The 26,906-nt window shown below is 55.8% G+C and carries 24 protein-coding genes; 9 read left to right on the top strand and 15 right to left on the bottom strand.

Features of this window, described 5'->3' with window-relative positions:
* Both FHW17_RS14895 and FHW17_RS14890 read right to left on the bottom strand, forming a co-directional pair.
* On the bottom strand, positions 1-993 hold the full coding sequence (locus tag FHW17_RS14895) for an MlaD family protein (RefSeq protein WP_112525171.1): 993 nt from the start codon (positions 991-993) through the stop codon (positions 1-3).
* 12 nt (positions 994-1,005) lie between these two features.
* Positions 1,006-1,869: an ABC transporter ATP-binding protein gene (locus tag FHW17_RS14890; protein WP_112525173.1), complete on the bottom strand. Its 864-nt coding sequence runs from the start codon at positions 1,867-1,869 to the stop codon at positions 1,006-1,008.
* A gap of 167 nt (positions 1,870-2,036) precedes the next feature.
* Here FHW17_RS14890 and dgcA point away from each other — a divergent pair, with 167 nt between their 5' ends.
* Entirely contained in the window at positions 2,037-3,020 is a 984-nt protein-coding gene (dgcA, locus tag FHW17_RS14885; protein ID WP_182510226.1) for an N-acetyl-D-Glu racemase DgcA, read from the top strand.
* Here dgcA and FHW17_RS14880 read toward each other — a convergent pair.
* Positions 3,017-4,228, bottom strand: a complete 1,212-nt coding sequence (locus FHW17_RS14880; protein WP_182510225.1) for an MFS transporter — start codon at positions 4,226-4,228, stop codon at positions 3,017-3,019. The two genes, dgcA and FHW17_RS14880, sit on opposite strands and share 4 nt — an antisense overlap.
* Before the next feature lie 273 nt (positions 4,229-4,501).
* Here FHW17_RS14880 and FHW17_RS14875 point away from each other — a divergent pair, with 273 nt between their 5' ends.
* Together FHW17_RS14875 and FHW17_RS14870 are read left to right on the top strand one after the other, a co-directional pair.
* A complete protein-coding gene (locus tag FHW17_RS14875; RefSeq protein WP_182510224.1) occupies positions 4,502-4,708 on the top strand; it encodes an RDD family protein in 207 nt (68 codons plus the stop codon).
* A gap of 116 nt (positions 4,709-4,824) precedes the next feature.
* Entirely contained in the window at positions 4,825-5,322 is a 498-nt protein-coding gene (locus FHW17_RS14870; RefSeq protein ID WP_182510223.1) for an RDD family protein, read from the top strand.
* Here FHW17_RS14870 and FHW17_RS14865 read toward each other — a convergent pair.
* Both FHW17_RS14865 and FHW17_RS14860 read right to left on the bottom strand, forming a co-directional pair.
* Positions 5,279-6,337 (bottom strand): glycosyltransferase family 1 protein, encoded by a 1,059-nt coding sequence (locus tag FHW17_RS14865; protein WP_112525257.1) that lies wholly within the window; start codon positions 6,335-6,337, stop codon positions 5,279-5,281. The genes FHW17_RS14870 and FHW17_RS14865 overlap by 44 nt on opposite strands.
* 27 nt (positions 6,338-6,364) lie before the next feature.
* Complete coding sequence (locus FHW17_RS14860) at positions 6,365-7,186, bottom strand: UDP-2,3-diacylglucosamine diphosphatase (protein WP_112525181.1); 822 nt, start codon at positions 7,184-7,186, stop codon at positions 6,365-6,367.
* A 228-nt stretch (positions 7,187-7,414) separates the two neighbouring features.
* Here FHW17_RS14860 and FHW17_RS14855 point away from each other — a divergent pair, with 228 nt between their 5' ends.
* Complete coding sequence (locus FHW17_RS14855; protein ID WP_112525183.1) at positions 7,415-9,712, top strand: NADP-dependent malic enzyme; 2,298 nt, start codon at positions 7,415-7,417, stop codon at positions 9,710-9,712.
* Between the two features lie 95 nt (positions 9,713-9,807).
* On the top strand, positions 9,808-10,920 hold the full coding sequence (locus FHW17_RS14850; RefSeq protein ID WP_162700246.1) for a DUF2865 domain-containing protein: 1,113 nt from the start codon (positions 9,808-9,810) through the stop codon (positions 10,918-10,920).
* Here the strand turns inward: FHW17_RS14850 and gltX are convergent.
* From gltX to FHW17_RS14815, 7 genes are all read right to left on the bottom strand, one after another.
* Positions 10,838-12,211, bottom strand: coding sequence for a glutamate--tRNA ligase (gene gltX, locus FHW17_RS14845; protein WP_112525259.1), 1,374 nt, complete (start codon positions 12,209-12,211; stop codon positions 10,838-10,840). The genes FHW17_RS14850 and gltX overlap by 83 nt on opposite strands.
* A 221-nt stretch (positions 12,212-12,432) precedes the next feature.
* The gene (locus tag FHW17_RS14840) at positions 12,433-14,247 is read right to left on the bottom strand and encodes an ABC transporter ATP-binding protein (RefSeq protein ID WP_112525187.1); all 1,815 of its coding nucleotides are present in this window, start codon (positions 14,245-14,247) and stop codon (positions 12,433-12,435) included.
* A gap of 592 nt (positions 14,248-14,839) precedes the next feature.
* The gene (locus FHW17_RS14835; protein ID WP_182510222.1) at positions 14,840-16,522 is read right to left on the bottom strand and encodes an NAD+ synthase; all 1,683 of its coding nucleotides are present in this window, start codon (positions 16,520-16,522) and stop codon (positions 14,840-14,842) included.
* An 87-nt stretch (positions 16,523-16,609) separates the two neighbouring features.
* Complete coding sequence (locus tag FHW17_RS14830; RefSeq protein WP_112525189.1) at positions 16,610-16,960, bottom strand: diacylglycerol kinase; 351 nt, start codon at positions 16,958-16,960, stop codon at positions 16,610-16,612.
* Between the two features lie 81 nt (positions 16,961-17,041).
* A complete protein-coding gene (locus FHW17_RS14825; protein WP_182510221.1) occupies positions 17,042-17,461 on the bottom strand; it encodes a GFA family protein in 420 nt (139 codons plus the stop codon).
* 63 nt (positions 17,462-17,524) lie between these two features.
* Positions 17,525-18,712 carry a Na+/H+ antiporter NhaA gene (gene nhaA / locus FHW17_RS14820; protein WP_112525193.1) on the bottom strand — a complete coding sequence of 396 codons (1,188 nt, stop codon included), beginning with the start codon at positions 18,710-18,712 and terminating at the stop codon, positions 17,525-17,527.
* 146 nt (positions 18,713-18,858) lie between these two features.
* Positions 18,859-20,238, bottom strand: coding sequence for a 3-deoxy-7-phosphoheptulonate synthase class II (locus tag FHW17_RS14815; RefSeq protein ID WP_112525195.1), 1,380 nt, complete (start codon positions 20,236-20,238; stop codon positions 18,859-18,861).
* A gap of 196 nt (positions 20,239-20,434) precedes the next feature.
* Here FHW17_RS14815 and FHW17_RS14810 point away from each other — a divergent pair, with 196 nt between their 5' ends.
* Positions 20,435-21,319, top strand: a complete 885-nt coding sequence (locus tag FHW17_RS14810; RefSeq protein ID WP_182510220.1) for an alpha/beta fold hydrolase — start codon at positions 20,435-20,437, stop codon at positions 21,317-21,319.
* Positions 21,320-21,541: 222 nt separating this feature from the next.
* Positions 21,542-22,150 (top strand): class I SAM-dependent methyltransferase, encoded by a 609-nt coding sequence (locus FHW17_RS14805; protein WP_182510219.1) that lies wholly within the window; start codon positions 21,542-21,544, stop codon positions 22,148-22,150.
* 72 nt (positions 22,151-22,222) lie between these two features.
* Here the strand turns inward: FHW17_RS14805 and gor are convergent, their stop codons facing one another.
* The 3 genes from gor to rpiA form a co-directional block, all read right to left on the bottom strand.
* Complete coding sequence (gene gor, locus FHW17_RS14800; protein ID WP_182510218.1) at positions 22,223-23,614, bottom strand: glutathione-disulfide reductase; 1,392 nt, start codon at positions 23,612-23,614, stop codon at positions 22,223-22,225.
* Between the two features lie 119 nt (positions 23,615-23,733).
* Positions 23,734-24,366, bottom strand: a complete 633-nt coding sequence (locus FHW17_RS14795; protein ID WP_113095682.1) for a DUF2059 domain-containing protein — start codon at positions 24,364-24,366, stop codon at positions 23,734-23,736.
* Positions 24,367-24,403: 37 nt separating this feature from the next.
* Entirely contained in the window at positions 24,404-25,099 is a 696-nt protein-coding gene (gene rpiA / locus FHW17_RS14790; RefSeq protein ID WP_113095683.1) for a ribose-5-phosphate isomerase RpiA, read from the bottom strand.
* A gap of 196 nt (positions 25,100-25,295) precedes the next feature.
* On the opposite strand from rpiA, the gene FHW17_RS14785 reads away from it, so the two are divergent.
* The gene (locus FHW17_RS14785; RefSeq protein ID WP_112525207.1) at positions 25,296-25,979 is read left to right on the top strand and encodes a phosphoglycolate phosphatase; all 684 of its coding nucleotides are present in this window, start codon (positions 25,296-25,298) and stop codon (positions 25,977-25,979) included.
* 188 nt (positions 25,980-26,167) lie between these two features.
* Entirely contained in the window at positions 26,168-26,701 is a 534-nt protein-coding gene (locus FHW17_RS14780; RefSeq protein ID WP_182510217.1) for a BA14K family protein, read from the top strand.
* The last annotated feature ends 205 nt before the right edge of the window (positions 26,702-26,906 follow it).

Below are 26,906 nucleotides of genomic sequence, written 5' to 3'. Positions count from 1 at the left end.
TCAACGGCGTGTCCGGCCATCATATTCGGGGACATTGCCACCGCCCCCGAAAATCACCCGCTGCGGATTCTTCTCAAGGTCGCTGATCGCCCGCTCAATACGCTGTACCGACTGACGGCTCTCGGTGACGAGCGCCTGCACATCACGCAAACCCTGACCGGAGAAACGGTTGAGATTATCGGTGATGGGGCCGAGCTTCGTGTTCAGATTGTCGGCAACCGCGCGATAGGATTCCAGCGTCTGACGTGCTTCGGCAACGACACTGCCCTTATCATCGGAGACCAGCTTGTCGACCTTTGCCAGCACACCATCGACGCGAACCGATGCCGCATTCAGCCGTGTCATCATTTCACGGGCTTCGCGCACCACAGACTGCACATCTTCGGCACTCTGGCTGAACTTGTCGATCACATCGGAGTTCTTGGCCAGCGCATCGGTGAACTTCTTGGTATTGTTGACCGTATCAACCAGCGGCCCCTTCACTTCCGTGATGAAGCTCTCGATCGAACTCATCGCCGTGTTGACGCGCTCCAGAATATCCTGCGCCTTCTGCAAAAGGTTGTTCACCACGGACGGATCGGCGTCGATACGCGCAACAGCGCCATCCTTATCCGCTTCTTCAAGCAGATTGGGCTCATAGGCCTTGCCGCCCTTCAGCTCCACAAACGCCTGACCGGTCAGGCCGGTAAAGCCGAGCGTTGCCTGGGTCGAACGGGTGATTGGCGTTGTGCTGTCAATTTCGGATATCGCAATAACCGCATCAGGATTGGTCTTGTCGATATTCAACCGGCGGATGGTGCCGACCTTGATACCATTGAACAGAATCTGGCTGCCTTGGGAGAGCCCCGTCACGGAACCCGCAATGCGGATTTCCAGCGTCGTCATCTCTTGCCGGTCGCCATAACGGGCAATCCAGTACACGAAAATGAACGCAGCAAAGCACACCGCAAGCGTAAATATCCCGACCAGAACGTAATTGGCTTTGGTCTCCATCGATTATTCCACCTAACCCTGTCCCTTCAGCGCCGGTCCGGCAATTTGCTCACGATCAGGCTTTCGCCGGTTGCTGCCATTAGGCACAATCTGGCGCGCACGCTTGCCATGAAAATATTCCTGAACCCACGGGTCCTCAAACGCCAGCATGTCGTTAATGGTTCCTTCCACAAGAACCCTTTTCTGACCTAATACCGCGATTCGGTCGCAAACGGCGAACAGGCTGTCGAGATCATGCGTCACCATATACACGGTCAAACCCATCGTATCGCGCAAATTTGCGATGAGTTCATCGAAATCCGCAGCGCCGATGGGATCAAGGCCTGATGTCGGCTCATCAAGGAAAACAATCTCCGGATCAAGCGACAGGGCGCGGGCGAGAGCCGCGCGTTTGATCATGCCGCCTGAGAGTTCCGAGGGAAATTTCTCTGCCGTATCCGGCTTCAGCCCGACAAGATCAATCTTGAGACGCGCCAGTTCGTCCATAAGACTATGCGGAATATCGAGATATTCGCGCATCGGCACCTGAATATTCTCCAGAACCGTCAGGGACGAAAACAGCGCACCATGCTGGAACAGCACACCCATGCGCATGTCCACGCTAAGTTTCTCCTGATCACTCGCATGGTCGATATCATGGCCGAAAATGCTGATCTTGCCGTGCTGCTTCTGATTGAGACCAAGAATGGTCCGCATCAGAACTGACTTGCCCGTACCCGATGCCCCGACAAATCCCAGAATCTCGCCGCGATAAACATCGAGGTTCAGGTGCTCAAGCACGGGGGAGCGGCCAAAGGATACGCTCACATCCTTGACGGAAAGGAGCACATCGCCGGTTTTCTCATCGCTGTTCTGGCCGTTTTCTGTCGAATTCATTCGCCTCGGGCGTCCCTGAACTTCATTCGTCTGCGATCATCATCCCTGCTGAGATCAACAAGACGTACCATAACCACAGAAGCACTTGAATTGTTTGCTCTATCGGTCAACATCCCCAACACATATCGAGTCTCTGACTTGATGTCACTGTAGCAATTAAGGCGCATATGATGACTATTTTAGAGATAACCGTCGAACGTTGGCCCATTGCTGGAACGTTCACCATCTCACGAGGTTCCAAGACCGAAGCGGCCGTTGTGCTTTGCACATTGCGCGACGGTCTCCACACGGGACGCGGCGAATGCGTGCCCTATGCACGCTATGGCGAAAGCCTCGACTCCGTCTGCGCTGAAATCGAAAAATTGCGCGATGCCCTCGCCTCAGGCGCAACGCGCGAGGATTTGCACGGCTTGATTGGTGAAGGCGCTGCCCGCAACGCAGTTGACTGCGCGCTTTGGGATCTGGAAGCCAAACGCAGCGGCAAACGGGTGGCCGATATCATCGGACTGCCACCGCTCAAGACATTGACCACCGCTGTCACCGTTTCCTTCGGCGATGTCGAAACCATGGCTGCATCCGCCCGCGCCATGGCTGACCGCCCCGTGATCAAGGTCAAGGTTGGCGGCGAGGACGATGAGGAGCGCATTTTCGCAGTTGCCGAAGCTGCGCCCAAGAGCCGCATCATTCTTGACGCCAATGAAGGCTGGACCGACGCGAATATTGTCAGGCACATGCTGGCGGCGGCAAAAGCCGGAATTGTGCTGATCGAACAGCCTCTGCCAGCAGGAAAGGACGCCATCCTTTCCACCATCCCCCACCCGGTACCTATTTGCGCCGATGAAAGCGCGCATGGCACGGATGATCTGCACAATCTGCTTGGCCGCTACGACAGCATCAATATCAAGCTCGACAAGACAGGCGGCCTCACCGAGGCACTGCGTATGCAGAAACGCGCGCGGGATCTTGGTTTTGGTATCATGGTTGGCTGCATGGTGGGCACATCGCTGGCCATGGCGCCCGCTGTTCTGGTCGCGCAGGATGCGGACTTTGTTGACCTTGACGGTCCGCTGATCCTGAAAGAAGACCGCAGTCCCGGTCTTGTCTTTGCGGGCAGCCTGGTATCGCCGCCAGAGCCGCAACTCTGGGGCTAAACCACCTTGTGCTCGCGCTGTTCCAGCTTCAGCGAAACATTGGCGAGCACAAGCCCGACAGCTGCAAGCGCCACCATGGCATAGAACCCATATATGCCGGTGGCGCTGTAAAGCGGCCCGGAAACCATGGTGACAATGGCCAGCGACGTGCCAATGAAGAATGTCGATATGCCCTGAGCCGTGCCGCCTTTCTCCTCTGGAATGGTCATGGCAATCATCTTCTGCATGCCGAGGAATGACAGGGCAAACGAGAAGGAATGCAGGCTCTGCACCACGAAAAAGCCGATGACGCCAAGCCCAGCCGGTACGATCAGCGGGAACACCGTCCAGCGGAATATCGCAACCGCTGAGCCGATCATCAGCACTCTCGCCGGATGCAAACGCCCGAAAACTCGGCGAAAGCAGGTGAACATGATCACTTCGGCCACAACAGCGATGGACCAGAGCGCGCCGATTACCGTTTCTTCGATGCCGATGGATTTCCAGTAGATGGCCGAAAAGCTGTAGCCATAGGCATGGCTTGCCTGCGTTATCCCCGTGGCAATCAGGAAGGTTACGAAAGCAGGACGGCGCAGTGCCCTGCCCGCATTGGCCATGTCGATATCCGACAGTGGCGACAGGCGGCGCGGCTTGCCGATACGTGGTACGACAAAACTCATGCCACACGCCGCAACCAGCGCGCCAAGCAGAACCGTCGGAATGATCCATTCACCCGTATGCTGGATCAGGACACCACCGGCAAACGACGCCAGCAAAAAGGCAATCGATCCCCAGACGCGCATCTTGGCAAAATCAGCCCCATAACGACGCACGCCTGAGAGCGCAATCGTATCAGCCAGCGGCACCTGTGCCGTCCATGGCGCAGCCAGCAGCAGCGACACCATGAGAATGCCGAAAAAGTTGAATGGCAGAAAGTAAAACGCCACAACAATCACGGCCAGAATGGTGGCAATCGTCAGAATATGCGCACGATCATTCGACTGATCGGCGAGAATGGAAACGAGCGGCGCTGCAATAACCCGCACAAACAGCGGCATGGACAGAACGATTGATATTTCCGTCGGCGACAGGGAGCGAAACTCCAGCCACAGCGGAAAATATGGCAGATGCAGGCCGCTCGAGATGAATATCGCAAAATAAGCCAGTGCAAGCCGCACCTCGAAACGAGACGGATTGTCCTGAAAAGTGTCCGCTGTAGCGGCTGTCATGGAGGGACTTTCGGAGGAAAGAGGAACGGCGCACTAATATATCAACTAGCCGTCTCCCGAAATATCATGATTTGCGCCAACTGCCTAGAAATATGAGAGGTTTTCTTGTGATCAAACCGTTGCAGGGCTGATTTTAGTCTCCATCTCAAGCGCATTGCCATCCACGACTGACAAATGACGTTGATGCACAATTATATACTTTGGTCGAATTGTATTTCTTGCGTGAGCCCGTCAGGATCAAATCAATTCGATCAAGCGGGGGCAAGATCACAAATGACCGATATGCATGAAGATACTCAAACGAGACGGGCCGGTTTCTGGCGGCGCGTCTGGGCATTATTCTTCGACAGCGTCATCGTCTTCCTGCCACTGCAAATACTGGTCATCGTGCTCTACGCACAAACCAATGGCGCGATTCAGGGAACGTTCGGATTTACGACCAGTATTTGTCAGGACGTGTCTGTTCTGCCGGAGGCCTGATCCTTGATCCGCCGCTGCCCGCTGGTTTCGATACATTCAGGCAATGCAATGTTGGCGTGCTTGGTTTTAACATGGCCCGAACGTTGACAGCCGTCAAAACTGTCAAAGATGGTTCAATGACAAAGACATTCGCGTTAAGCTATCCACTCTCCCCTGAGGGACAAGGTCGATCCGCAATCTCAACGGACATTCCAGCTACATTGCTGTTATTGGCCTATCTTGTTTTCATGGAACATCGCACCGGCTCCACCTATGGAAAGCGCGCCGTAAAAATACGGTGCATCGATAGGGATAATGTTTCTCAAGCGGGCCTGCCCTTGCGTAAAGCAGTTATACGGAACTTGGCCATGTGGATTGGTTTCATACCGGCTTTGGTCGTCTGGGGTCTCATTTATGTCGAAAGCACGCGACCCGATCCCAGCGCTTCAGGATTGATCCTACCGTTGGTTATTGCCGCCATCATCAGCACTGCATGGTTTATCTGGATCACTATTTCAGTTTCCCAGAAACGCGACCCCATCTATGATCGCTTGGCCGGAACGGCAGTGATCCGAACGGGGCCTGAAGACCCTAGCGCGCAGATACCGCCCGCGTCGTCTTCGCCTGATGGCTGATCTGTTGCTTGGCGCCGACAATCGCCGTGAGGATATCCTCGAAAATATCAGCACAGGCTTCCCAGCTGAAACCTTCCAGCGTGGTGTCAGGATCGACGCGGCCCATGGCGAGAGCGCCTAGCGCTGCCTCCTGCAGATCGGTTGACAGAACTCCGGCACCCGTTGCGCCGATAACATCCTTTGGTCCGGCAACCGGATAGGCGGCAACCGGAAGCCCGCAGGCTATCGCCTCAAGCAGCACCAGACCGAATGTATCGGTGCGGCTCGGAAAGACAAAGACATCGGACCCCGCATAGTGGCGGGCAAGTTCCTCGCCTTCTTTCTTGCCGACAAAAACAGCGGCGGGAAACTTTTGTTTCAGCGCATCCATATCGGGACCATCGCCGACAATGAGCTTGGTTCCCGGCAGGTCGAGCGAAAGAAACGCTTCAAGGTTCTTTTCCGGTGCCACGCGGCCAACGCAGAGAAAGATCGGATGCGCGAGGCCCAGATCAACATCCGCTTGCGGGCGGAACAGGTCGCGATCAACCCCGCGCGTCCACACCCGCAATGTATCGAAACCGCGTTCGGTCAGTTCGTCATAGATCGATTGCGTCGGAACGAGACAGGTTTCGGCGGCATTGTGGAAGCGGCGCAGAAAACCATAGGTCCAGCCAAGCGGAATGGGCAGTCGCTCACGCAGATACTCGGGAAAGCGCGTGTGAAAGCTGGTGGTGAAGCGCCATTTGTTCTTCAGGCAGGCGCGGCGCGCCATGATACCGAGCGGGCCTTCGGTGGCGATATGCACGAAGGCGGGCTGCAATGCCTCAATCCTGGCCTTTACAGCGGCCGGATGGGTCAATGCCAGACGGATTTCCGGATAGGTCGGGCATGGTGCGGAGCGGTAGTCTGCGGGCGATATGATAGTCACCTCGACGCCGCGCGCCTCCATCTGCTCGCGCAATTTGGTCAGGGTGCGCACCACACCATTAACCTGCGGATGCCAGGCATCCGAAACGATGACGAGCCTTTTCATTGGATCAATCCCTGTGCGGAAATCCACCTAGGCTGCATTCGCCGCCTTCGGGCGCTTGTCTTCAAGTTTGACGACTGGTGCAAAGCCCGCATTCTCGCCAATCAGGTGCGTCCAGGAAATAAGCTCCATCTTGCCGTCATGATGTTCGACAATGGCCGTGCAGCTTTCAACCCAGTCGCCCGTGTTGATATATTCAATGCCGTCGATCTGTTCGATGGTTGCATGGTGGATATGGCCACAGATGACCCCATCCGCACCAATGCGCCGGGCTTCCTCGGAAACGACAGTCTGGAACGATCCGATGAAGTTGACAGCTTTCTTCACCCGGAATTTTGCCCAGGCGGAGAATGACCAATAACGCAGCCCAAGCATACGCCGGACCTTGTTCATAACAGTGTTGATCGCCAGTGCCGCATCATAGGCCCAGTCGCCAAGATAGGCGATATGGCGGGCGTTACGCACGACAACGTCAAACTGATCGCCGTGGATCACCAGAAATTTACGACCATCCGCCGTTTCGTGCATCGTGCGGTCCATGACCTCGATGCCGCCGAAATGCGTACCCTGAAAGTCACGCAGGAACTCGTCGTGGTTGCCGGCAATGTAAAGGATACGTGCGCCCTTGCGGCTCTTGCGCAAAAGCTTCTGCACGATATCATTGTGCTCTTGTGGCCAATGCCAGCTGCGGCGCAGACGCCATCCGTCGACGATATCACCGACGAGATAGATGGTGTCGGCATCGTGGTACTTCAGAAAGTCCAACAGGAAGTTCGCCTTGGCGCCTTTGGAACCAAGATGCACATCGGACAAAAAGAGCGTGCGAAACTTACGTGTCTCTGGCTCATCCATGAGGCTGATCTCCGTTCAGCACCGGTACACGAGGGTACCTTTGGCCTGACAGAAACCTGATTCATGTCACAGTCTTATGACGCCGGTAAAAAGTATATGATTTCTAAAGATAAACACTTGTAACAAAATGCACTTCATTTATGGCTCTTCATGTCATTTATGCATGCTAAAAAGATTGAATCGCAAATCCCAAGATGCGACAAGCCAATTTTCCGGAGGATATGATCTATGGCCAAGGATACCACGCCCGACCTATCTGACCTTGACGAAAGCGCCCTGTTTTACCATCGCTTTCCCCAGCCGGGTAAGTTGGAAATCCAGGCGACCAAGCCGCTTGGAAATCAGCGCGACCTGGCCCTTGCCTATTCCCCCGGTGTTGCAGCACCCTGCCTTGCCATTCATGCCGATCCGGCCACAGCCGCCGACTATACCAGCCGCGCCAATCTCGTAGCTGTTATATCCAACGGCACGGCGGTTCTTGGCCTTGGCAATATCGGCCCGCTCGCCTCCAAACCTGTCATGGAAGGCAAGGCCGTTCTCTTCAAGAAGTTCGCTGATATTGACGTGTTCGATATCGAAATCGATGCGCAGGAGATCAACAAGATCGTTGATGTCGTTGCCGCGCTTGAACCTACCTTCGGCGGTATCAACCTCGAAGACATCAAGGCACCGGAATGCTTTGATGTGGAGGAAATCCTCCGTGCCAAGATGAATATCCCTGTCTTCCATGATGATCAGCACGGCACAGCCATCATCGTTGCCGCAGCCATTCTCAACGGCATGGAACTGGCGGGCAAAGACCTGTCCAAAGTCAAGATCGTTGCATCTGGCGCGGGCGCTGCAGCGCTTGCCTGCCTCAATCTTCTCGTCAAGCTTGGTGCCGACCGCAAGAACATCTGGGTCTGCGATCTCGACGGTGTGGTCTATGAGGGCCGCAACACGCTGATGGACCGCTGGAAGTCCGTTTACACCCAGAAAACCGATGCGCGCGTGCTGGCCGACGTTATTGGCGGAGCCGACGTGTTCCTCGGGCTATCAGCCGCCGGAGTTCTGAAACCCGAACTGCTCAAGCAGATGGCGGCGAACCCGTTGATCATGGCGCTTGCCAATCCCAATCCGGAGATCATGCCCGATGAGGCGCGCGCCGCCCGCCCAGACGCGATGATCTGCACGGGACGGTCCGATTTCCCTAATCAGGTCAATAACGTCCTCTGCTTCCCCTATATTTTCCGTGGTGCGCTCGATTGCGGTGCGCGGGCGATCAACGAAGAAATGAAAATGGCGGCGGTTAAGGCCATCGCCTCGCTGGCCCGTGAAGAGCCATCAGATGTGGCGGCACGCGCCTATTCAGGCGAAACGCCAACCTTCGGCCCGAACTACCTCATCCCTTCGCCGTTTGATCCACGCCTGATCCTGCGTATCGCCCCCGCTGTCGCCAAAGCCGCGATGGAAACCGGCGTCGCTGATCGACCCATCGAGGATTTCGACGCTTATCTCGACAAGCTGAACCGCTTTGTCTTCCGCTCCGGCCTCATCATGAAGCCGATCTTTACTGCCGCACGCACTGCTGAAAAGAAGCGCGTTATCTATGCGGATGGTGAAGATGAACGCGTTTTGCGCGCCGCTCAGGTGGTGCTTGAAGAAGGCACGGCAATCCCGACACTGATCGGCCGTCCGCAGGTTATCGAGACGCGCCTGAAGCGCTACGGCCTGAAAATCAAAGTCGGCACGGATTTCGACATCATCAACCCCGAAGACGATCCGCGCTACCGCGATTATGTCGATTTGCTGGTTAACCTGACCGGTCGCCGGGGTACAACGCCGGAAGTTGCCCGCACCATGGTCCGCGCCAGCGGTACGGTGATTGCGGCACTTGCCCTCGTTCGCGGCGAAGCGGATGCGATGATCTGCGGCCTCGAAGGCCGTTTCGAGCGCCATTTGCGCAATGTCGACCAGATCATCGGTAAGCTGGAAGGCATCCGCAATTTCTCGGCTCTCAGCCTGCTAATCTCGCAGCGCGGCATTCTGTTCCTGACAGACACCTATGTCAGCATCGATCCGACAGCGGAAGAAATTGCGGAAAAGACAGTGCTTGCCGCCAATGAAATCCGCCGTTTCGGCATCGAGCCCAAGGCCGCCCTGCTCTCGCACTCCAATTTTGGCTCACGCGATTCCGACAGTGCCGCAAAGATGCGCGCCGCCTCGGAAATCCTGCGGGCGAAGGCGCCTGATCTGGAACAGGATGGCGAAATGCACGGCGACTCCGCTTTGTCGGAAATGCTGCGCGAGCGCGTTCTGCCGCATTCCCGCCTGAGCGGTGAAGCCAATCTGCTGGTTTTCCCCAATCTCGATGCGGCCAACATCACGCTCAACGTGGTAAAGTCAGTCACGGATGCGCTGCATGTCGGGCCAATCCTGCTTGGTGCGGCCAAACCGGCGCATATCCTGACGCCATCGGTGACATCACGCGGTATCGTCAACATGACGGCTCTGGCAGTGGTTGAGGCCTCGCAGCGCGTCGAATAGCGCGCTGCCGTCTTATTGCTGCCGCACGTTCATGGATGGTTCATGCGCACTCAGCCAGTTTGGCTGCGCATGATCTTTGCAGAGCAAGAGCACATATGAACCGGTTCATACATTTCGCGGCACTCGCCATCGGTGCGTTACTGCTTTCGACGCAGTTTGCGGCCGCCCAATCGGACGCTTGCGCCCGCATGGAACAGCGCCTGCGCGAGATCAACAATGATTTTGTCAGTGATGAATATGAACTCAACCTGCGGCGTGATCGCGTTGAAGCGGCGATGGATGCCAATAATTGCCCATCATCCGAAGACTATGACCGCGTCATCCGGCCACACGAACAGGAGCCCCGGCGGCGTCCTTACGAAATCCTTGGCAATGAACAGCCCGAGCAGTCCGAACCGCAGGATAGCGAAGCGCCTGTCTATGGCGGGCAATACCAGACGCTGTGCGTGCGCACATGCGACGGTTATTATTTCCCCATTTCCTATGCGACCGGCGCCGAAAACTTTGGCCGTGACGAGGCGCAATGTCAGGCACAGTGCCCCGGTGCAAAGCTGTTCTATCATTCCACACGGGGTGAAACCGTCGACCAGATGACCTCGCTGCAGGGGCAAGCCTATACGGATATGCCCTATGCTTTCAAATTCCGCAAAGTCGGCGCGAACGGGACGCCGCAATGCACCTGCCAGAGAACAGCTGGAAACTACACCACATTGGGAAATCCGAAGGACATTGCCAAGCAACCGGCCAAACCGGCACCGCAGGTGCTGACAGCGCCAACGGCTGAACCTGCACAACGCAGCGAGCCTACTCAACCGGCAGGAACCCTCGCGCCAGCCGAGCCGATCAAGCCTGTCGCCCCTGTGACGGCTGAACCACTGCCACCTGCGGGCAATACAGGCAATACGACCGAACCCGCCAAGCCGGCTGCGCCGGTACAGACAAAAGTTGAACCTGCGCAACCGGTCAAGCCAATTGAAACCAAGGTCGAACCCACTCCGGCACCGGCGGCAACGGAGAAAAAGCCGTCATCAATTATTCAGCTTGGAGAACCGGCTGTGCCGAAAGTTGAAGCGGAACAGCCAAAACCATTGACGCCGGACAAGCCAATTGACCCCAACCGCAAGGTCAGGGTCGTCGGGCCAACGTTCCTTCCCGACCAAGAAGGGGCAATAAATCTGCGAGTTCCGGGCCAGAAACCAGCCCAGTAAGGGCAATGCGCAGCGGCATGAACAAAGGCTTGCCCTTGCGCCCACTCTGCGCCTTTACGGCTTCGGTCCACTCTTTCCAGGTTTCACGGCTCCACGGTTCCTGCGGCAGGAGGTCGAACGCGGCCACGACAAAGTCGCGATCTTCTGCGGCCAGAGGCTCGTCGCCAACAGGGCCTTCCTGAACGATCTTCCACCAGAGTGCCGCATCGGCAACACGGGTAAGATTGCCGCGCACTGCCAGCCAGAAAGCTTCAGCCTTATCGCCGGTGATACCCATCTCCTGCAGACGGTCCTTTGCGACTTCAAATGGCATCGCATGGATGATTGTGCGGTTGAGCGTATCGAGTTCCGCCGGATCAAATTTCGAGGATGATTTCGACGTGGCTTTCGGATCGAATATTGCGGCAAGCGTCGCCATATCGGGCATCGCCACCACATTCTCGGACGTGCCTGTCAAAACTGCAAGGCTGACCACGGCCATCGGCTCATATCCATCGCGGCGCAGACTGCCAACCGACAAAGCGCCAGTCCGTTTGGAAAGCCCCTCGCCCGAAACGGTCGTCAGCAGATTGTGATGGCCAAGTTCGGGCGCCTTCGCGCCCAGCGCTTCGAAAATCGAAATTTGCACACCGCTATTGGTGACATGGTCATCGCCGCGGATGATGTGCGTAATACCCATATCGATATCATCGACAACCGATGTCAGCGTATAGAGATAGGTGCCATCCTCGCGGATCAGCACTGGATCGGAAAGCGACGACAGATCAACATGCTCGGGCCCGCGCACAATGTCGTCCCATTCGACAACGGTACGCACAGGCGCAAACGGATCGCTTTTGAAATTCGGCAGGAGAAAACGCCAGTGCGGGCGATGCCCCTCCGATTCCAGCTTTGCCCGGTCTTCCGCCGTCAGCTTCAGCGCATCCCGGCCATAAACAGGTGGCAAACGGCGCGCGAGGCGCAGCTTGCGCTTGCGTTCCAGCTCTTCGGCTGTCTCGTAGCAGGGGTAAAGCACACCCGACGCCTTCATCTTTTCAACAGCAGCATCGTAAAAGGCAAAGCGTTTCGACTGGTACTCGACGCGAACAGGCTTGATACCCAGCCACGCAATGTCAGCGGCTGTAGCCTCGGCATATTCAGTCTTTGAGCGCTCCACGTCGGTGTCGTCAAAACGCAGGATCAATTGGCCATTGTTCTTCAGCGCAAACAGCCAGTTGAACAGGGCTGTGCGCGTGTTGCCAATGTGAATATAGCCGGTCGGAGATGGTGCAAAACGGACGGTGATGGTCATGCCTCGGGCATATCGGAATGAGGCGTGAAGATCAATATATTCAAAATTGAATGGGGTGTTGCGTGGTTCGTGGTTCGACAAGCTCACCATGAGGGACTTGGGTGGGTGCAACACTAATCGCAAAGATTGCAGTGCAGAGATTGTAGAATTTGACCCCAGCAACCCATCCCTCTCCCTCATGGTGAGCCTGTCGAACCACCTGTTATATTCATGCAACCATCTTAACCATCATTCAGAACGAGGCCCTTGGTCAGCTCCAGAGCCTGCCGTTCGAACAGGCTGCGGTAGATACCGCCGTTCAGGCGGATCAGCGCTTCATGGTTGCCCTCTTCTGCGATCTGGCCGTGGCTGAACACCAGCAGCCGGTCGAGTGACCGCACCGTGGACAGCCGGTGAGCAATCACCAGTGTCGTCCGGCCCAGCATCAACCGTTCCATGGCCTGCTGGATCAGCACTTCCGATTCGGAATCAAGGCTCGATGTTGCCTCGTCCAGAATCAGAACCGGAGCATCCGCAAGGAAAGCCCGGGCGATGGCCACACGCTGGCGCTCACCACCGGAAAGCTTCACACCGCGTTCACCCACCAATGTGCCATACCCCTTCGGCAAAGCCGTTATGAAGTCATGCGCACTGGCCTGCCGGGCCGCTTCCTCGATCTCGCTTTGCGTGGCTGATGGCCGCGCATAGGCGATGTTCTCGGCCAGCGTCCGGTGGAACAGGATCGGCTCCTGCTGCACGATGGCAATCTGCTGGCGCAGGGATGCCTGTGTAACCGAGGCAATGTCCTGACCATCGATCAGGATTTGCCCCGCCTTCACATCGTGCAGACGCTGGATCAGCTTGACGAACGTAGTCTTGCCCGAGCCGGAATGACCGACAAGACCAACCCGCTCGCCTGCGCGGATCGTTACCGAGAACCGGTCATAAAGCGGTGCCCGATGTGCCCCATAGTGGAACGTCACATTGTCGAACACGATCTTGCCATTGGTGATCTGGATCGGCTTTGCGCCGGACCGGTCATCAATGCCAAGCGGCTGACTCTGGATATCAACCAGCTCTTCCATGTCGTTGATCGAACGCTGCAAATTGCGGATGTGCATGCCGACTTCACGCAGGTAGCCCTGCAAAATGAAGAACGATGTCAGCACGAAGGTGATATCACCCGCACTTGCCTGCCCCTTCGACCACAACCACAGGGCAAAGCCGATAACCGATGCCCGCAGAATAAGCAGCATCGAGCCCTGTGTGGTGCCGTTGCGGGTGCCGCGAATCCACGTCCGCCGCGTCCGATCCTGCCACTTGGACAGGACCTTCTGCAGACGTGCATCCTCGCGCTTTTCCGCACCGAAGCCCTTGACGACCATGTTGCAACTGACCGCATCAGCCAGCGAACCGCCAAGTTTTGTGTCCCAGCGATTGGCAAGACTTGCCATCGGCGCAACATAGCCAAGCGACATCATGACCGTGACACTGACAAAAACAAGCGACCCCAGACCAATAATGACGCCCATCATGGGCCAGTACCAGGCCATCAGCACTGTCGAGCCGACAAGCATGACCACAGACGGAAACAGCGCCAGCAGCAGCGTATCGTTGAGCAGATCAAGCGCCCACATACCGCGCGTGATCTTGCGCACGGTCGAGCCGGCAAAGCTGTTGGCGTGCCAGTCCGTCGAGAACCGCTGAACACGGAAAAACGCATCAGACGCAATGTCCGACATCATTTTCAATGTCAGTTGAACGATCGCCATGAATGTGATGTGCCGCAGGACGATCGCCCCCAGTGACAAGGCAATGAGGGTCGAGAACGCCGCCATTGCGGCATCCCAGACAACGGTTTCCGTTGCCGCGCCATTGACCACCGCGTCAACCAGCCGTCCGGAATAGAGCGGTGTCAACACGTCAGCCAGCGTCGAAAGCAACACTGCACCAAGAATAAGGGTCAGGCGCACCGGCTGTTTTTGCCAGTGAACCCAGGTGAATCCGAGAACGCTGCGGAAAGCTCCGCCGCGCAAGGCGATACGTAAAAATGCCATGACAATCGTCCGGTGCAAAACACACCGGCCTCATAATAAATTTCAGACGAGAATGCCGCGTAACGGTATCAGGGACTCAATGCGGCATATTTGGTTTGGCGACTTGCCTGAATACAGGAAAGGCCAAGGTCGGCGATGATAGTTCTTGACCGGTGAAGTCAATTGAAAAGCCACCAGGGCTTTTCATCATCACATGTCAGGAACGGACGCCGCCCCGAGGGGACATTGAAAAAGCTGCCATTCTAAACCTCCCGGGCATGATTGCCGGAACGTCGAGCTATAGGTGAATCGTGTTCGATCGCCAAGCGCCTGTTTTTTATGCAAGCATTTTTGGAGATCAGGTGCGGCGCGATTGCAACACTAGACTTTAGACTCAGTTCTTACGCTCTGAAATACGGATGCAACGAGATAGTTCGTGGTTCGACAGGCTCACCATGAGGGAGATGGGTGGATGCAATGCCAGTCACCAACGTTGCGGATCACCGTTGCATCGCAAAGAGTGCAGAACTTGACTCCCTGCAACCCACCTCTCTCCCTCATGGTGAGCCTGTCGAACCACGAACCGCGAACCACGCCCACCTTATTACACAGACTAATCGCGATCCCTGAACCTGTTGGTAATCGGATAGCGCCTGTCACGACCAAAGTTTTTGCGCGTCACCTTCACACCCGGCGCTGACTGGCGGCGTTTATACTCAGCCAGATAAAGCAGGTGTTCGATCCGCTCAACCGTTTTGCGCTCGTGTCCGCGCTTAACGATTTCATCCACGCCCATCTCATTCTCAACCAGACATTCGAGAATATCATCGAGCACCGGATAGGGCGGCAGCGAATCCTGATCCGTCTGGTTTTCCCGCAGTTCGGCTGAAGGTGCCTTGCTGATGATATTTTCCGGGATCACCACGCCGGAAGGACCAAGACCACCCGCCGGAACGTTTTTGTTGCGCCATTCGGACATGGCGTAGACCTGCATCTTGTAAATATCCTTGATCGGGTTGTAGCCACCGTTCATATCGCCATAGAGGGTGGCATAACCCACCGACATTTCCGACTTGTTACCCGTGGTGACAACCATGGAGCCGAACTTGTTGGAGATCGCCATCAGGATCGTGCCGCGCGCGCGGCTTTGCAGGTTTTCTTCGGTAATGCCTTCCTTGGTGCCCTCGAACGTCGGGCCAAGCGCTTTCAAAAAGCCCTCGACTGGCTCGAAAATCGGCACGATATCGTAGCGGCAGCCGAGCGCCTTGGCGCAATCTTCCGCATCCTTCAGCGAATCCTTCGATGTATAGGTGTACGGCATCATGACGGCACGTAAGCGCTCTTCACCCAGCGCATCGACGGCGAGAGCCGCGCAGATCGCTGAGTCGATACCGCCGGAGAGGCCGAGCACCACATCCTTAAAACCGTTCTTGTTGACATAATCGCGCAGCCCCAGCAGGCAGGCGCGATACTGCGCTTCCTCACCTTCAGGGATTTTTGACATGGGGCCTTCCGAGCAGGACCAGCCGCCCTCACCCCGCCGCCATGTGGTGACGATCAACTGTTCCTCGAACTGCGACATCTGGAAAGCGATGCTTTTATCCGCATTAAAGGCAAAGGATGCGCCGTCGAAAATCAGATCGTCCTGACAGCCCAGCTGATTGGCGAAAATCAACGGCAGGCCAGTCTCGATCACCTGACGCAGCACGACCTGATGGCGCACATCCACCTTGCCATTGTAATAGGGCGAGCCATTGGGAACGCAGAGTATTTCCGCCCCGCTCTCGGCCAGTGTCTCGCACACGCCAAGATCGCCCCAGATATCCTCGCAGATCGGAATGCCGATGCGGATGCCGCGGAAATTCACTGGTCCCGGCATTGGCCCCTGCTGGAACACGCGCTTCTCGTCAAATTCACCGTAATTTGGCAAATCAACCTTGAAGCGCTCCGCAATCACCTTGCCACCATCCAGCAGCAGAGCGGAATTGTGCAACCCGCTTTCACGCCGCAGCGGTGTGCCGATGATGACACCCGGGCCACCATCCGATGTATCAGCCGCGAATTCCTTGACGGCTTTTTCACAAGCTTCGATGAACGCCGCTTTCAGCACAAGATCTTCAGGCGGATAGCCCGAAATGAACAGTTCCGTAAACAGCACAAGATCAGCGCCCTGCCGCGCAGCATCGGCGCGCGCCTCGCGGGCTTTGGCCAGATTGCCCCTGATATCGCCCAGAACAGGATTGAGCTGGGCGATGGCGATGCGAAGAATATCGGGAGTCACAGGATTTTTGCTCATATTGAACATATATCGTTTCGCTGGATGTTAAACAAGAGCCCGGAGCAAATTTGCCGCAGAGACAAAACCTGCTCTGGCGACTCGGCTTCAGGCAATAAACACGGTCCACACCGTATAGAACCAGACGGTTGCTACAAGAACAACCGAGATCAATACGGCGAGTGAGCCGCAATCCTTGGCGATCTGGATGTCCCGCTGGAAATCCCGCGATACCGCATTGCAGGCTGCCTCAATTCCGGTGTTCAGCACCTCGATCATGATCAGGAACAGTATGGAACCGGTCAAAGCCAGAAAGGAAAGCAGCGAAGGAGCAATGGCAGCGGCGACAGGAACCGAGAGGATAAAAAGAATAAGTTCCTGCTGAACTGCCTTTTCATGCACCGCCAGATGCCTGAGCGCGCGCATGGAATTGACGAATGCCAGTAGTAGCCGCTGCATGGTCCGCTCCCGTCCTTCCCGTAAACAGCAGCTATACGGTCAGATAAAACGGCGTCAATCCTTCAGATGTGATCGGGTACGTCAATCACCGGCGACGACAACACCGCCGCCACTCGCCACATATTTCGGCAAGCCGTCCTGGATGTTGTAATAATCGCCTTTATCACCAACGAAGATATGCACTTCGCCCTGCAGATTTGTCGGCTTATCGAACGAGCCTGCCATGACGGAGATGTAATCGAGATCATGATGTTTCCAAAACATCACCGAGCCGCAATTCCTGCAGAAGCCACGCGCCGCATATTCGCTGGCCGCGTACCATTTGATGTGCTCTTCACCTGTAATGGTAATGGCGTCATTTTGAACATTGGTTGCCGCGTAAAAATGGCCTGACTGTTTGCGGCACTGCGAGCAATGGCAATAGACAATCCCGCGCAATTCCCCGCGTGTCTTGAAGCGGATAGCGCCACACAGACATGATCCACTATGCAATTCCGACATCAGGAAAGCCTCCATTCAAATCAGAAACAATCTAGGCTTGTAGCGGCGCAGCGCCTTTCGCGATCACGCCTTTGGCGACCGCCTCAGCGACACACGGAGCAGAGCTGCACCGATGACAGCCGAAAGCAGCGACCCGAGCAGCACGCCCAGCTTTGTTTCATCCTGCAACAATGGCGAATTTGCGTATGCCAGAAGACCTATGAACAGGCTCATGGTGAAACCGATGCCGCAGAGGATCGAAACGCCATAAATCTGGAACCAGCTTGCCCCGGCGGGCCGTTCCGCCAGCTTGAGCTTGATGGCAAGGAACGCAAAGGCAAAAACGCCAATCTGCTTGCCGATGAAAAGACCGGCTGCCACGCCAAGCGGCACGGGATCAGCAAGATTGGACAGTGACACACCGCTAAACGAAACACCGGCATTGGCAAAACCAAAGATCGGCACGATGGCAAAGCCAACCCATGGCTGAATGGCATGTTCCAGCTTGAGAAGCGGCGATTCGACCGCCCCACTCTCATCTTTGGCACCGCGCATTGGAATGGTCAGGGCCAGGAGCACACCGGCAATCGTCGCGTGAATGCCTGATTTGAACACCAGAATCCACAGAATGACGCCCAGAACGAGATAGGCCCAGAGCCGCACCATGCCCATACGATTCATCGCCATCAGAATGATGAACACAGCCGCCGCGCCCGCGACTGCGGCAATATTCAACCCACCCGAATAGAACAGCGCAATGATGATGACAGCACCGAGATCGTCGATAATGGCCAGCGCCGTCAGAAAAACCTTGAGCGACAAGGGAACACGCGAGCCAAGTAGCGAGAGAACGCCAAGCGAAAAGGCGATATCGGTAGCCGAAGGAATGGCCCAGCCGCGCGCCGTTTCGCCGCCGCTGTTGAAGGCAAGAAAGATCACCGCCGGCACAACCATGCCGCCAACCGCCGCAAAACCCGGCAATGCGCGGCGTGACCAGTTGGAAAGCTGGCCACTGATCATTTCACGTTTGATTTCTAGCCCCACCAGCAGGAAGAACACGGCCATCAGCGCGTCGTTCACCCAATGGAGAATGCTCAAACCGCCAATATAGGTCTTCAGAAGACCAAAATAGCCATCACTGAGGGGTGAGTTGGCGATGATCAGCGCCAATGCCGCCACCACCATCAGAATGATGCCACCAGAGGCCTCGCTCTCAATGAAGGAACGGAAAGACGATGTCAGGCGGATTCGGCGCGAAGGATTTGTGGTCATAAACCCTTGATAGAATCCATAGACACAAAATTCCAGCCAAAACGGGCGGATGTTCTGACAGATGTGTGATCAGCCCAAAGTTGTTACCCGCAAAACAAAGGGCGACCCGAAAGGCCGCCCTTTTATTTATCGATATTGTCAGCGTATCAGCCGTTGACAGCAATCTTCTGTGGATGAGCGTTGCGTTCCTTCTTGAGAAGTTCTGCAACGAGGAATGCCAGTTCCAGCGCCTGATCGGCATTGAGACGCGGATCACAATGGGTGTGATAACGGTCCGACAGGTCTTCTGCCGAAATCGCCCGCGCACCACCGGTGCATTCTGTGACGTTCTTGCCGGTCATTTCAATGTGGATGCCACCGGGATAGGTGCCTTCCGCATGATGAACTGCAAAAAATCCTTCGACCTCTTTCAGGATACGGTCGAAAGGCCGTGTCTTGTAGCCATTGGCCGTAATCGTGTTGCCATGCATCGGATCACAGGACCAGACCACATCGCGGCCTTCCTTCTGCACCGCACGGATGAGCTTGGGCAGATGATCGCCAACCTTGTCATGACCGAAACGGGCAATGAGGGTCAGACGGCCAGCTTCGTTCTCCGGATTGAGCAGGTCGATCAGCTTGATCAGATCATCAGGCTCCAATGAAGGACCGCATTTGAGACCAAGCGGGTTCTTGATGCCACGGCAATATTCCACATGGGCATGATCAGCCTGACGTGTGCGGTCGCCGATCCAGATCATGTGGCCTGACGTGCCGTACCAGTCGCCGGAGGTCGAATCCACGCGGGTCAGCGCTTCTTCATAGCCAAGCAGCAAGCCTTCATGGCTGGTGTAGAAATCCGTCTCACGCAGTGTGTGGTTGGTTTCCGAGGTGATACCAACAGCGCGCATGAAATCCATCGTGTCGGAAATCGTGCGGGCCAGGGATTCATAACGTTCACCCTGCGGGCTGTCCGAAACGAAGCCAAGCATCCACTGATGCACGTTTTCAAGGTTGGCATAGCCACCCTGAGCGAAAGCGCGTAGCAGGTTCAGCGTTGCCGCTGACTGGCGATAGACCATTTCCTGACGGCTTGGATCTGGGATGCGGGCAGCCTCGGTGAATTCCGTACCATTGATGATGTCACCGCGATAAACAGGCAGTTCGACGCCATTTATGGTTTCCATATCAGCCGAGCGTGGCTTGGCGAACTGACCGGCAATACGGCCAATCTTCACAACCGGCTGCGACGCACCAAAAGTCAGCACGACAGCCATTTGCAGAAACACACGGAAAAAGTCGCGGATATTGTCCGCGCCATGCTCGGCAAAACTCTCGGCGCAATCACCGCCCTGCAGAAGAAAGCCCTGCCCTTTGGAGACGGCTGCGAGCTGGCGCTTCAGCTTTCGCGCCTCACCTGCAAAAACGAGCGGCGGATAAGTGCGAAGACGAGCCTCGACATCGCTCACAGCTTGAGCGTCCGGATAGAAAGGAGCCTGTTTGATGGGCTTGTTTCTCCAGGAAGTCGGTGTCCAGTTCTTCGTCATTATTGCACCTGTTTTCGATTGTTCGCACTGGTTAGTGATAGTTTGCGATTTCCGGTTGCTCCGGAAGGCGCTCATATAGTGGAAATATCCCCAATATACCAGTCCCGTTAAGGTTTGAGGCTCGAACGCGAAATGGAGATTGTCGCAAGCGCCATTTTGATTTACGTTAACGTTAAAGTCAAAGTTGGAGCGTCCAATGCGCGATATCGCTTTTGAAGCCTCGGATGGCTTTCCCCTGCATGGCACCATGTTCGAGGGAAAAGGCGATGGCCCTGCGGTTCTGATCTCCTCTGCCGCCGCTGTTCCCAATACATTTTACCGCCATTTTGCTGGCGAATTGCTCGCGTCAGGTGCGTCAAAAGTGCTGACCTATGACTATCGCGGCGTAACAAAATCCAAGACGCCGAAGGGTTGGACCTCGCGCTTGGGCATGAAAGACTGGGGCGTGCTGGATTTTCCAGCGGCCATTGATGTACTCAAGCAGGCAGCCAATGGCAAACCGCTAGTGGGCATAGGCCATTCCTATGGCGGCCTTGCCCTTGGCCTCAGCAACCGCTCGTCTGATTTTGCGCGCTACACATCAATGGCTTCGCTCAACGGCTATTACCGCAACACGGCTGTACCGTTTTCCGTCTTTGCCAAGATGAACCTTATTGCCCTGCCGTTGGCGCTTTCTCTGGGACGTCTGCCGAAATGGAGTGGCATTGGCGAAGAACTTCCCGGCAGCGTGTTTCAGGACTGGGCGCGCTGGTGCCGTAGCCCCAACTTCCTCTTCGGCGATGCGAGAACACCGGAGTCAAAGTATTTTCAGTCGGTCCGCACCCCACTCCTCGCCGTTGGCATCACCGACGACCCGTGGGGAACGCCCAAAGCGGTTGACCATCTGCTGGCTCACTATGCCAATGCACCGACAACCCGGTTGTGGCTCTCGCCTGAACAATCAACCGGCGGTTCGATCGGTCATCTCGGTTTCTTCCGCAAAAATCATGTGGCCACCCTATGGCCGCCGGTGATTGACTGGCTGCTACACGAGAAAGTCCCTGATGGCGCAGTTCAACGGGAAGAAAAGCGCGTCGCCTAGGTTCGCAAACCTTTCAATTTCTAGCTCTGCCATTCAGGTGCCGGTCGCGGATTGCGCTCGACCATCGCACCCCGCCCGACGATTTCAAACGCGATATTTGCCGTCTGGGTGGACATCGTGCGCGCGGACGCATTCGTAATCAAAATAGAATCGACTTCAATGTGCGGGATGGTACCCTCACGACAAAACAATTGATGATTAGCCAGATGACGGGAGGAAAAGATGACCAAGCCGACAGAATCGCTGGCAAAAAACCTTCAGACAATCGCCTCCTATGAGGACTATGCGGAACAGTACAATACAATTGTAGGAGAGCTTCCAAACGCCAATGGCATAGAAGGCTTAAGGCGCGTTGCGGCAATCGCTGGTCCCGGCGGCCATATGCTGGAAATCGGATCTGGACCGGGCCGTGATGCGGACTTCCTTGAGACACTCGGTGTTACGATCAGGCGCACCGACGCGACGCAGCGGTTTCTCGACCTACAGGCGGCGCGCGGCAAGAAGGGTGATCTTCTGAACGTGATTACCGATGATCTTGGCGGCCCCTATGATGCAGTTGTGGCCTTGTGTGTGCTCATTCATGTACCGCGCGACCAGATCGATCAGGTTCTTGCAAAGACAACACGGTCACTGCGGCCGGAAGGCGCCTTCCTTGTATCAATGCGCGATGGCCACGGCGAGACGAATGGCAATTACCATACCATCTACTGGCCGAAAGACGAGTTCGCAGCACGCATTGAAAGCGCCGGAATGAACATTGTCTGGGACAAGTTCAATATTGGCGGTGACGGGGACGGATGGAACACGTTTCTGGCGGTGAAGCCATCCTGACCGGCGCTGGGTGCCTGCACAGCCATAACCGAAACAGGCGGCCATATAAGGCCGCCTGACAACTGCCCGGCATCAGTCGATGCGCGCGCCATCCACGACCCGATATGTAGGCTTGTACATGGTCACAAGTTCCTCAGCAGCAGTCGGGTGAACAGCCATGGTGCGGTCAAAGTCTTCCTTTGTGCAGCCGGCTTTCATGGGAATGGCCAGAAGCTGCGCCATTTCACCCGCGTCCGGCCCAAGAATATGTGCGCCAATGACTTTCCGGCTTGCCGCATCGACAACAAGCTTTATCAGCATCTTTTCGGTGCTGCCGGAAAGCGTATTGCGCATAGGACGGAAAACCGCGCGATAAACCTCGATCTCCTTGAATTTCTGCGCCGCATCCTGCTCGGTCAAACCAACCGTGCCAATTTCAGGCTGCGAGAAAACAGCCGTGGCAATCAGTTCATGATCGGGTTTTGTCGGATTGTTCCTGAAGACAGTTTCAAGGAAACACATGGCTTCGTGGATCGCGACGGGCGTCAATTGTACCCGGTTGGTGACATCGCCGACGGCCCAGATGTTCGCCTTGCTGGTTCGCGAATAGGCATCAACCTTGATTGCACCCTGCTCATCGACAGCGACACCGGCAGCTTCAAGACCAAGGGATTTCGTGTTCGGCACACGCCCGATAGCCAGCATAACCTGATCAGCGGGGATAACGTCCCCACCGGACAGATGCACCAGCTTGCGTCCATCACCGCTGCGCTCGACCTTGGTGATAATCTCCGTCACGCGAATGTGGATACCCTTCTCCACCATGGCCGCATGCAGCATATGGCGCAGGTCCTGATCGAAGCGCGAGAGTATCTCCTTGCCGCGATAGACAAGTGTCGTATCGACCCCGAGACCATGAAAAATATTGGCAAACTCCACCGCGATATAGCCACCGCCTTCAATCACGATGGCTTTCGGCAAAGTGTCGAGATGAAAGGTTTCATTGGAGCTGATGCAGAGTTCATTGCCGGGCAATGAAGGATGCGGGCTTGGATGGCCGCCGGTGGCAATCAATATCTGGTCGGCGGTTATCCGCTTACCCGTGTTCAAAATCTCGATCGTGTGATCATCGATCAGCACAGCCCGGCTTTCAAAAATCTCCACTTCGGAGTTCTCAAGTCCCTTGCGGTAGAGCCCTTCCAGACGGGCGATTTCGCGGTCCTTGTTGGCGATCAGCGTTGGCCAATCGAACCTTGTTTCGCCGACAGTCCAGCCATATCCCGCAGCCGCGTCAAAATGTTCCTGAAACTGCGACGCATAGACAAAGAGCTTTTTGGGTACGCAACCGCGGATAACGCATGTACCACCCATGCGATATTCTTCGGCCAGCCCGACCCGTTTGCCCATGGCGCCCGCCAGACGTCCGGCACGCACCCCACCAGAACCGCCGCCGATGACAAAAAGGTCATAGTCATAGGTCGCCATTCAAAACACTCCGAATCCGTTCAATTACTGATCACCATATATGGGTTCTATAGCGCGGCTTTAAAAGAACAAAGCCCGGCTGTTACACCGGGCTTTGCAATTCTTTAGAAAGGTAAAAATTATGGCTTCGGCTTGGCTGGTGCAGCTGGCTTGGCAGGTGCCTTTGCCGGCGCTTTGGCCGGAGCTGCCGGGGCTTCCGGCGCTGCGGGCGTTTCAGTGGCCGCAGGTGCCGGTGTTACAGGTGCAGTCGCAGCGGCTGCGGCAACAACTTTTTCGGCCACGGCCTGAGCCAGATCACGGGCGATGCCATTGCGCCAGATGCCGGCTGCTTTCATGACTTCGCGCGTTGCAATCGGTCCTTCAGTCAAAAGCTTCTTGCCAGCGGCTGAATTGTAGAAACCCGTGATGGCGTTCAGCTCTTCTTCTGTAAACGAAACAGCGTAAGCACGGGCAGCTTCGTTTTCGAGATCAACGCGGCGGGCGGCCAAGGCCAAAGCCTGCTCGTCAACAGCGGAACTAATGATGGACTCCAGATTGGGGTCTTTCTCGATCAGCTGAGCCTTCAGGTTCGCCGCCGCATCAGGAAGGATTCCGTCGAACGCATCGGTTGCCTTGATTGCCGCAATCGCTGCGCGTGCAGCAGCAAGATGGGATGGGGTAATTTCCTGCGCCTGTGCGGTGTAAAGACTGCCCAGCATGATTGCGACAGACAGAGGTGCAATCAAACGGCGAAAGCCAGTTGCTCGGTTCATGGATTTATTGCTCCGTTTTCTCTCAAGACTTTGCCCGTTAAGGCTGTGTTCGTGTTCGTATACCGTCTGCACCGGCCAAAATAGCCACGCGCGCCAGCCCCAGAAATAGTCCGTGCTCCACAACACCGGGTATGGCGTGCAGAGCGTTTGATAACGCTCTTGTATCCGGAATGCGGCCAAAAGATGCATCCAGGATCAAATGCCCGCCGTCTGTAACAAATGCTTCGCCTCCCGTCATCCTCAATGTAAGGGAACCGGAAAGATCAAGGGCAGAAGCAGCCTTTTCTATCGCAATTTTCGTGGCAGCAAGACCAAATCGATTGACTTCAATCGGCAAAGGGAACTTGCCAAGCGTCTCGACATTCTTCGACTCGTCCGCAATCACCACCATCTGGGCCGATGCCGCCGCGACGATTTTTTCGCGCAACAACGCACCGCCGCCGCCTTTGATCAAGGCCAGTTCGGGACCGATCTCGTCAGCGCCATCGATCGTCAAATCGAGGACAGGGGTTTCCTCCAGCGTCGTCAGCTTTACACCAAGTTCCTGGCAAAGAGCTGCAGTGCGCTCCGATGTCGGTACGCCGATGATATCAAGTCCTGCGGCAACCTTTTCCGCCAGAAGCCTGACAAACTCCTCGGCGGTCGAGCCAGTGCCTATTCCCAGACGCATACCATCCTTGACATAGGTCAACGCTTCGGCCGCTGCCTTGATCTTCAATGTCCTGGGGTCCATCCGGGTGCCTCTCCTCGCTTTGACTTGACACTTGGCTCCCTAACACGTCAGACAACCGGGTCAAGGCTCGATACTTGATTTCGTCAGATACTTGTGCGCGAGTATCAGTCCCGGCGGAGGGCGCCACGCCGGAAATACATAAATCCAAACACATAAATCCCAAGTCTCAATCCTAACGTTAGATATAGGTCCACAAATGTCCAAACCCATTGTTGTATTCGATCTTGATGGCACCCTGGTCGATACCGCGCCTGACTTGCTCGATAGTCTGAATCACTGCCTGCATGAAGCGGGGATGCAAAAAATCGATCCCGTGGCGTTGCGTCGCTACGTCGGACAAGGCGGGCGCGTGATGATCGAACGCGCTTTTGAGGCGCAGCAGAAAATGCTTAGCCCCGAACAGCTTGATTGGCTCGTAGGTCTGTTCCTCGAACATTACAGCAAGAATATGCCCGGCCACTCGGCGCTTTATGAAGGCGTTGAAGCCGTCATGGACGATCTCTCGAAGGCCGGTTATCTCCTTGCGGTCTGCACGAACAAGTTCGAAGGACTTTCCGTCAGCCTGTTGACCGCACTTGGCCAGACATCCCGCTTTGCCGCCATTTGCGGATCGGACACGTTTGCATTTCGCAAGCCTGACCCGCGCCACCTGTTTGAGACCATAGCAAAAGCCGGTGGAGACCGGGATCGCGCCTTGATGGTTGGCGACAGCCACACCGATATCGACACGGCCAAGGCCGCTGGAATCCCCGTTATTGCCGTGGACTTTGGTTATTCAGACCTGCCCGTATCGACCTATGAACCAAGCAAGGTCATTTCACACTATCGTGAACTGAATGTTCAACTTGCCGAACGCCTGATCAACGCCGTCAACGCCTGATTTTGCTGGGTCTACTGGCGCTCCGCTTTCCTCCGACACAGCCTTGTCGGGATGGAAATGGCGGAACAATTACTACAATCATGCGTTGTAGTTTTTGATCGATACTATGCCGAGTGGTGTATTATCCGACATTTCTTCACTCTTATTTGAAAGCGGAGTTTTCGAGCTTCGTGATTTCAGGAGGAAATATGAGAAAGCTTATTTCGTTATTCACAGCGGCGGCCATGTCCATAGGTATGCTTTCTGCAAGCACAGTGGCCGGTTACTCCGCTCCCATTGTGCCGCAATCGATTGAAGGCAATTCGCAGGTTCTGCAAGTCAGGGATCACGGCAATTGGCGCATGCGTCCGCTTCGCGGCGGTGATCGTGGTTGGCGCGGTGATCGTGGCTGGCGCGGCGGTGATCATTGGCGCGGCGGTGGCTGGCGCGGCGATCGCGGCTGGCGTGGTGACAGGGGCTGGCGCGGCGATCGCTGGTATAGAGGTCATCGCGGCTACCGCTACTATCGTCCGGGATACCGCTATTATGACGGCGCATGGTTCCCGCTGGCAGCATTTGCCGGAGCGCTGATTATAGGCAACTCGATCAACAATGATCGTATTGTCAGCCGCGGGTCGAGCTATCACACCCGCGCGTGCTACGCCCGGTACCGGTCTTATCGCGCCTATGACAATACCTATCAGCCCAATAACGGCCCGCGCCGTCAGTGCATTACCCGCTAGTGGATAATTGACGGAAAATGATTCCTGAACCTGGCTGCAGACGCGGCCAGGTTTCTTTTTGCCATTCATTTCAATGCTGTAAACCGCCTATGCTTTAACCGCCTGGACCCTTTGGCTTGCCTCAAACTTGGCGAGCCTGCCCATTTTTTGGGCGATTTGCAGCGTTGCAGCGTAAATAGCGGAATGTGCTTGCATTTTTTTCCCA

Source organism: Phyllobacterium sp. P30BS-XVII (assembly GCF_014138335.1).
Classification (GTDB): domain Bacteria; phylum Pseudomonadota; class Alphaproteobacteria; order Rhizobiales; family Rhizobiaceae; genus Phyllobacterium; species Phyllobacterium meliloti.
This window is presented reverse-complemented; position numbering and strand designations above follow the sequence as displayed.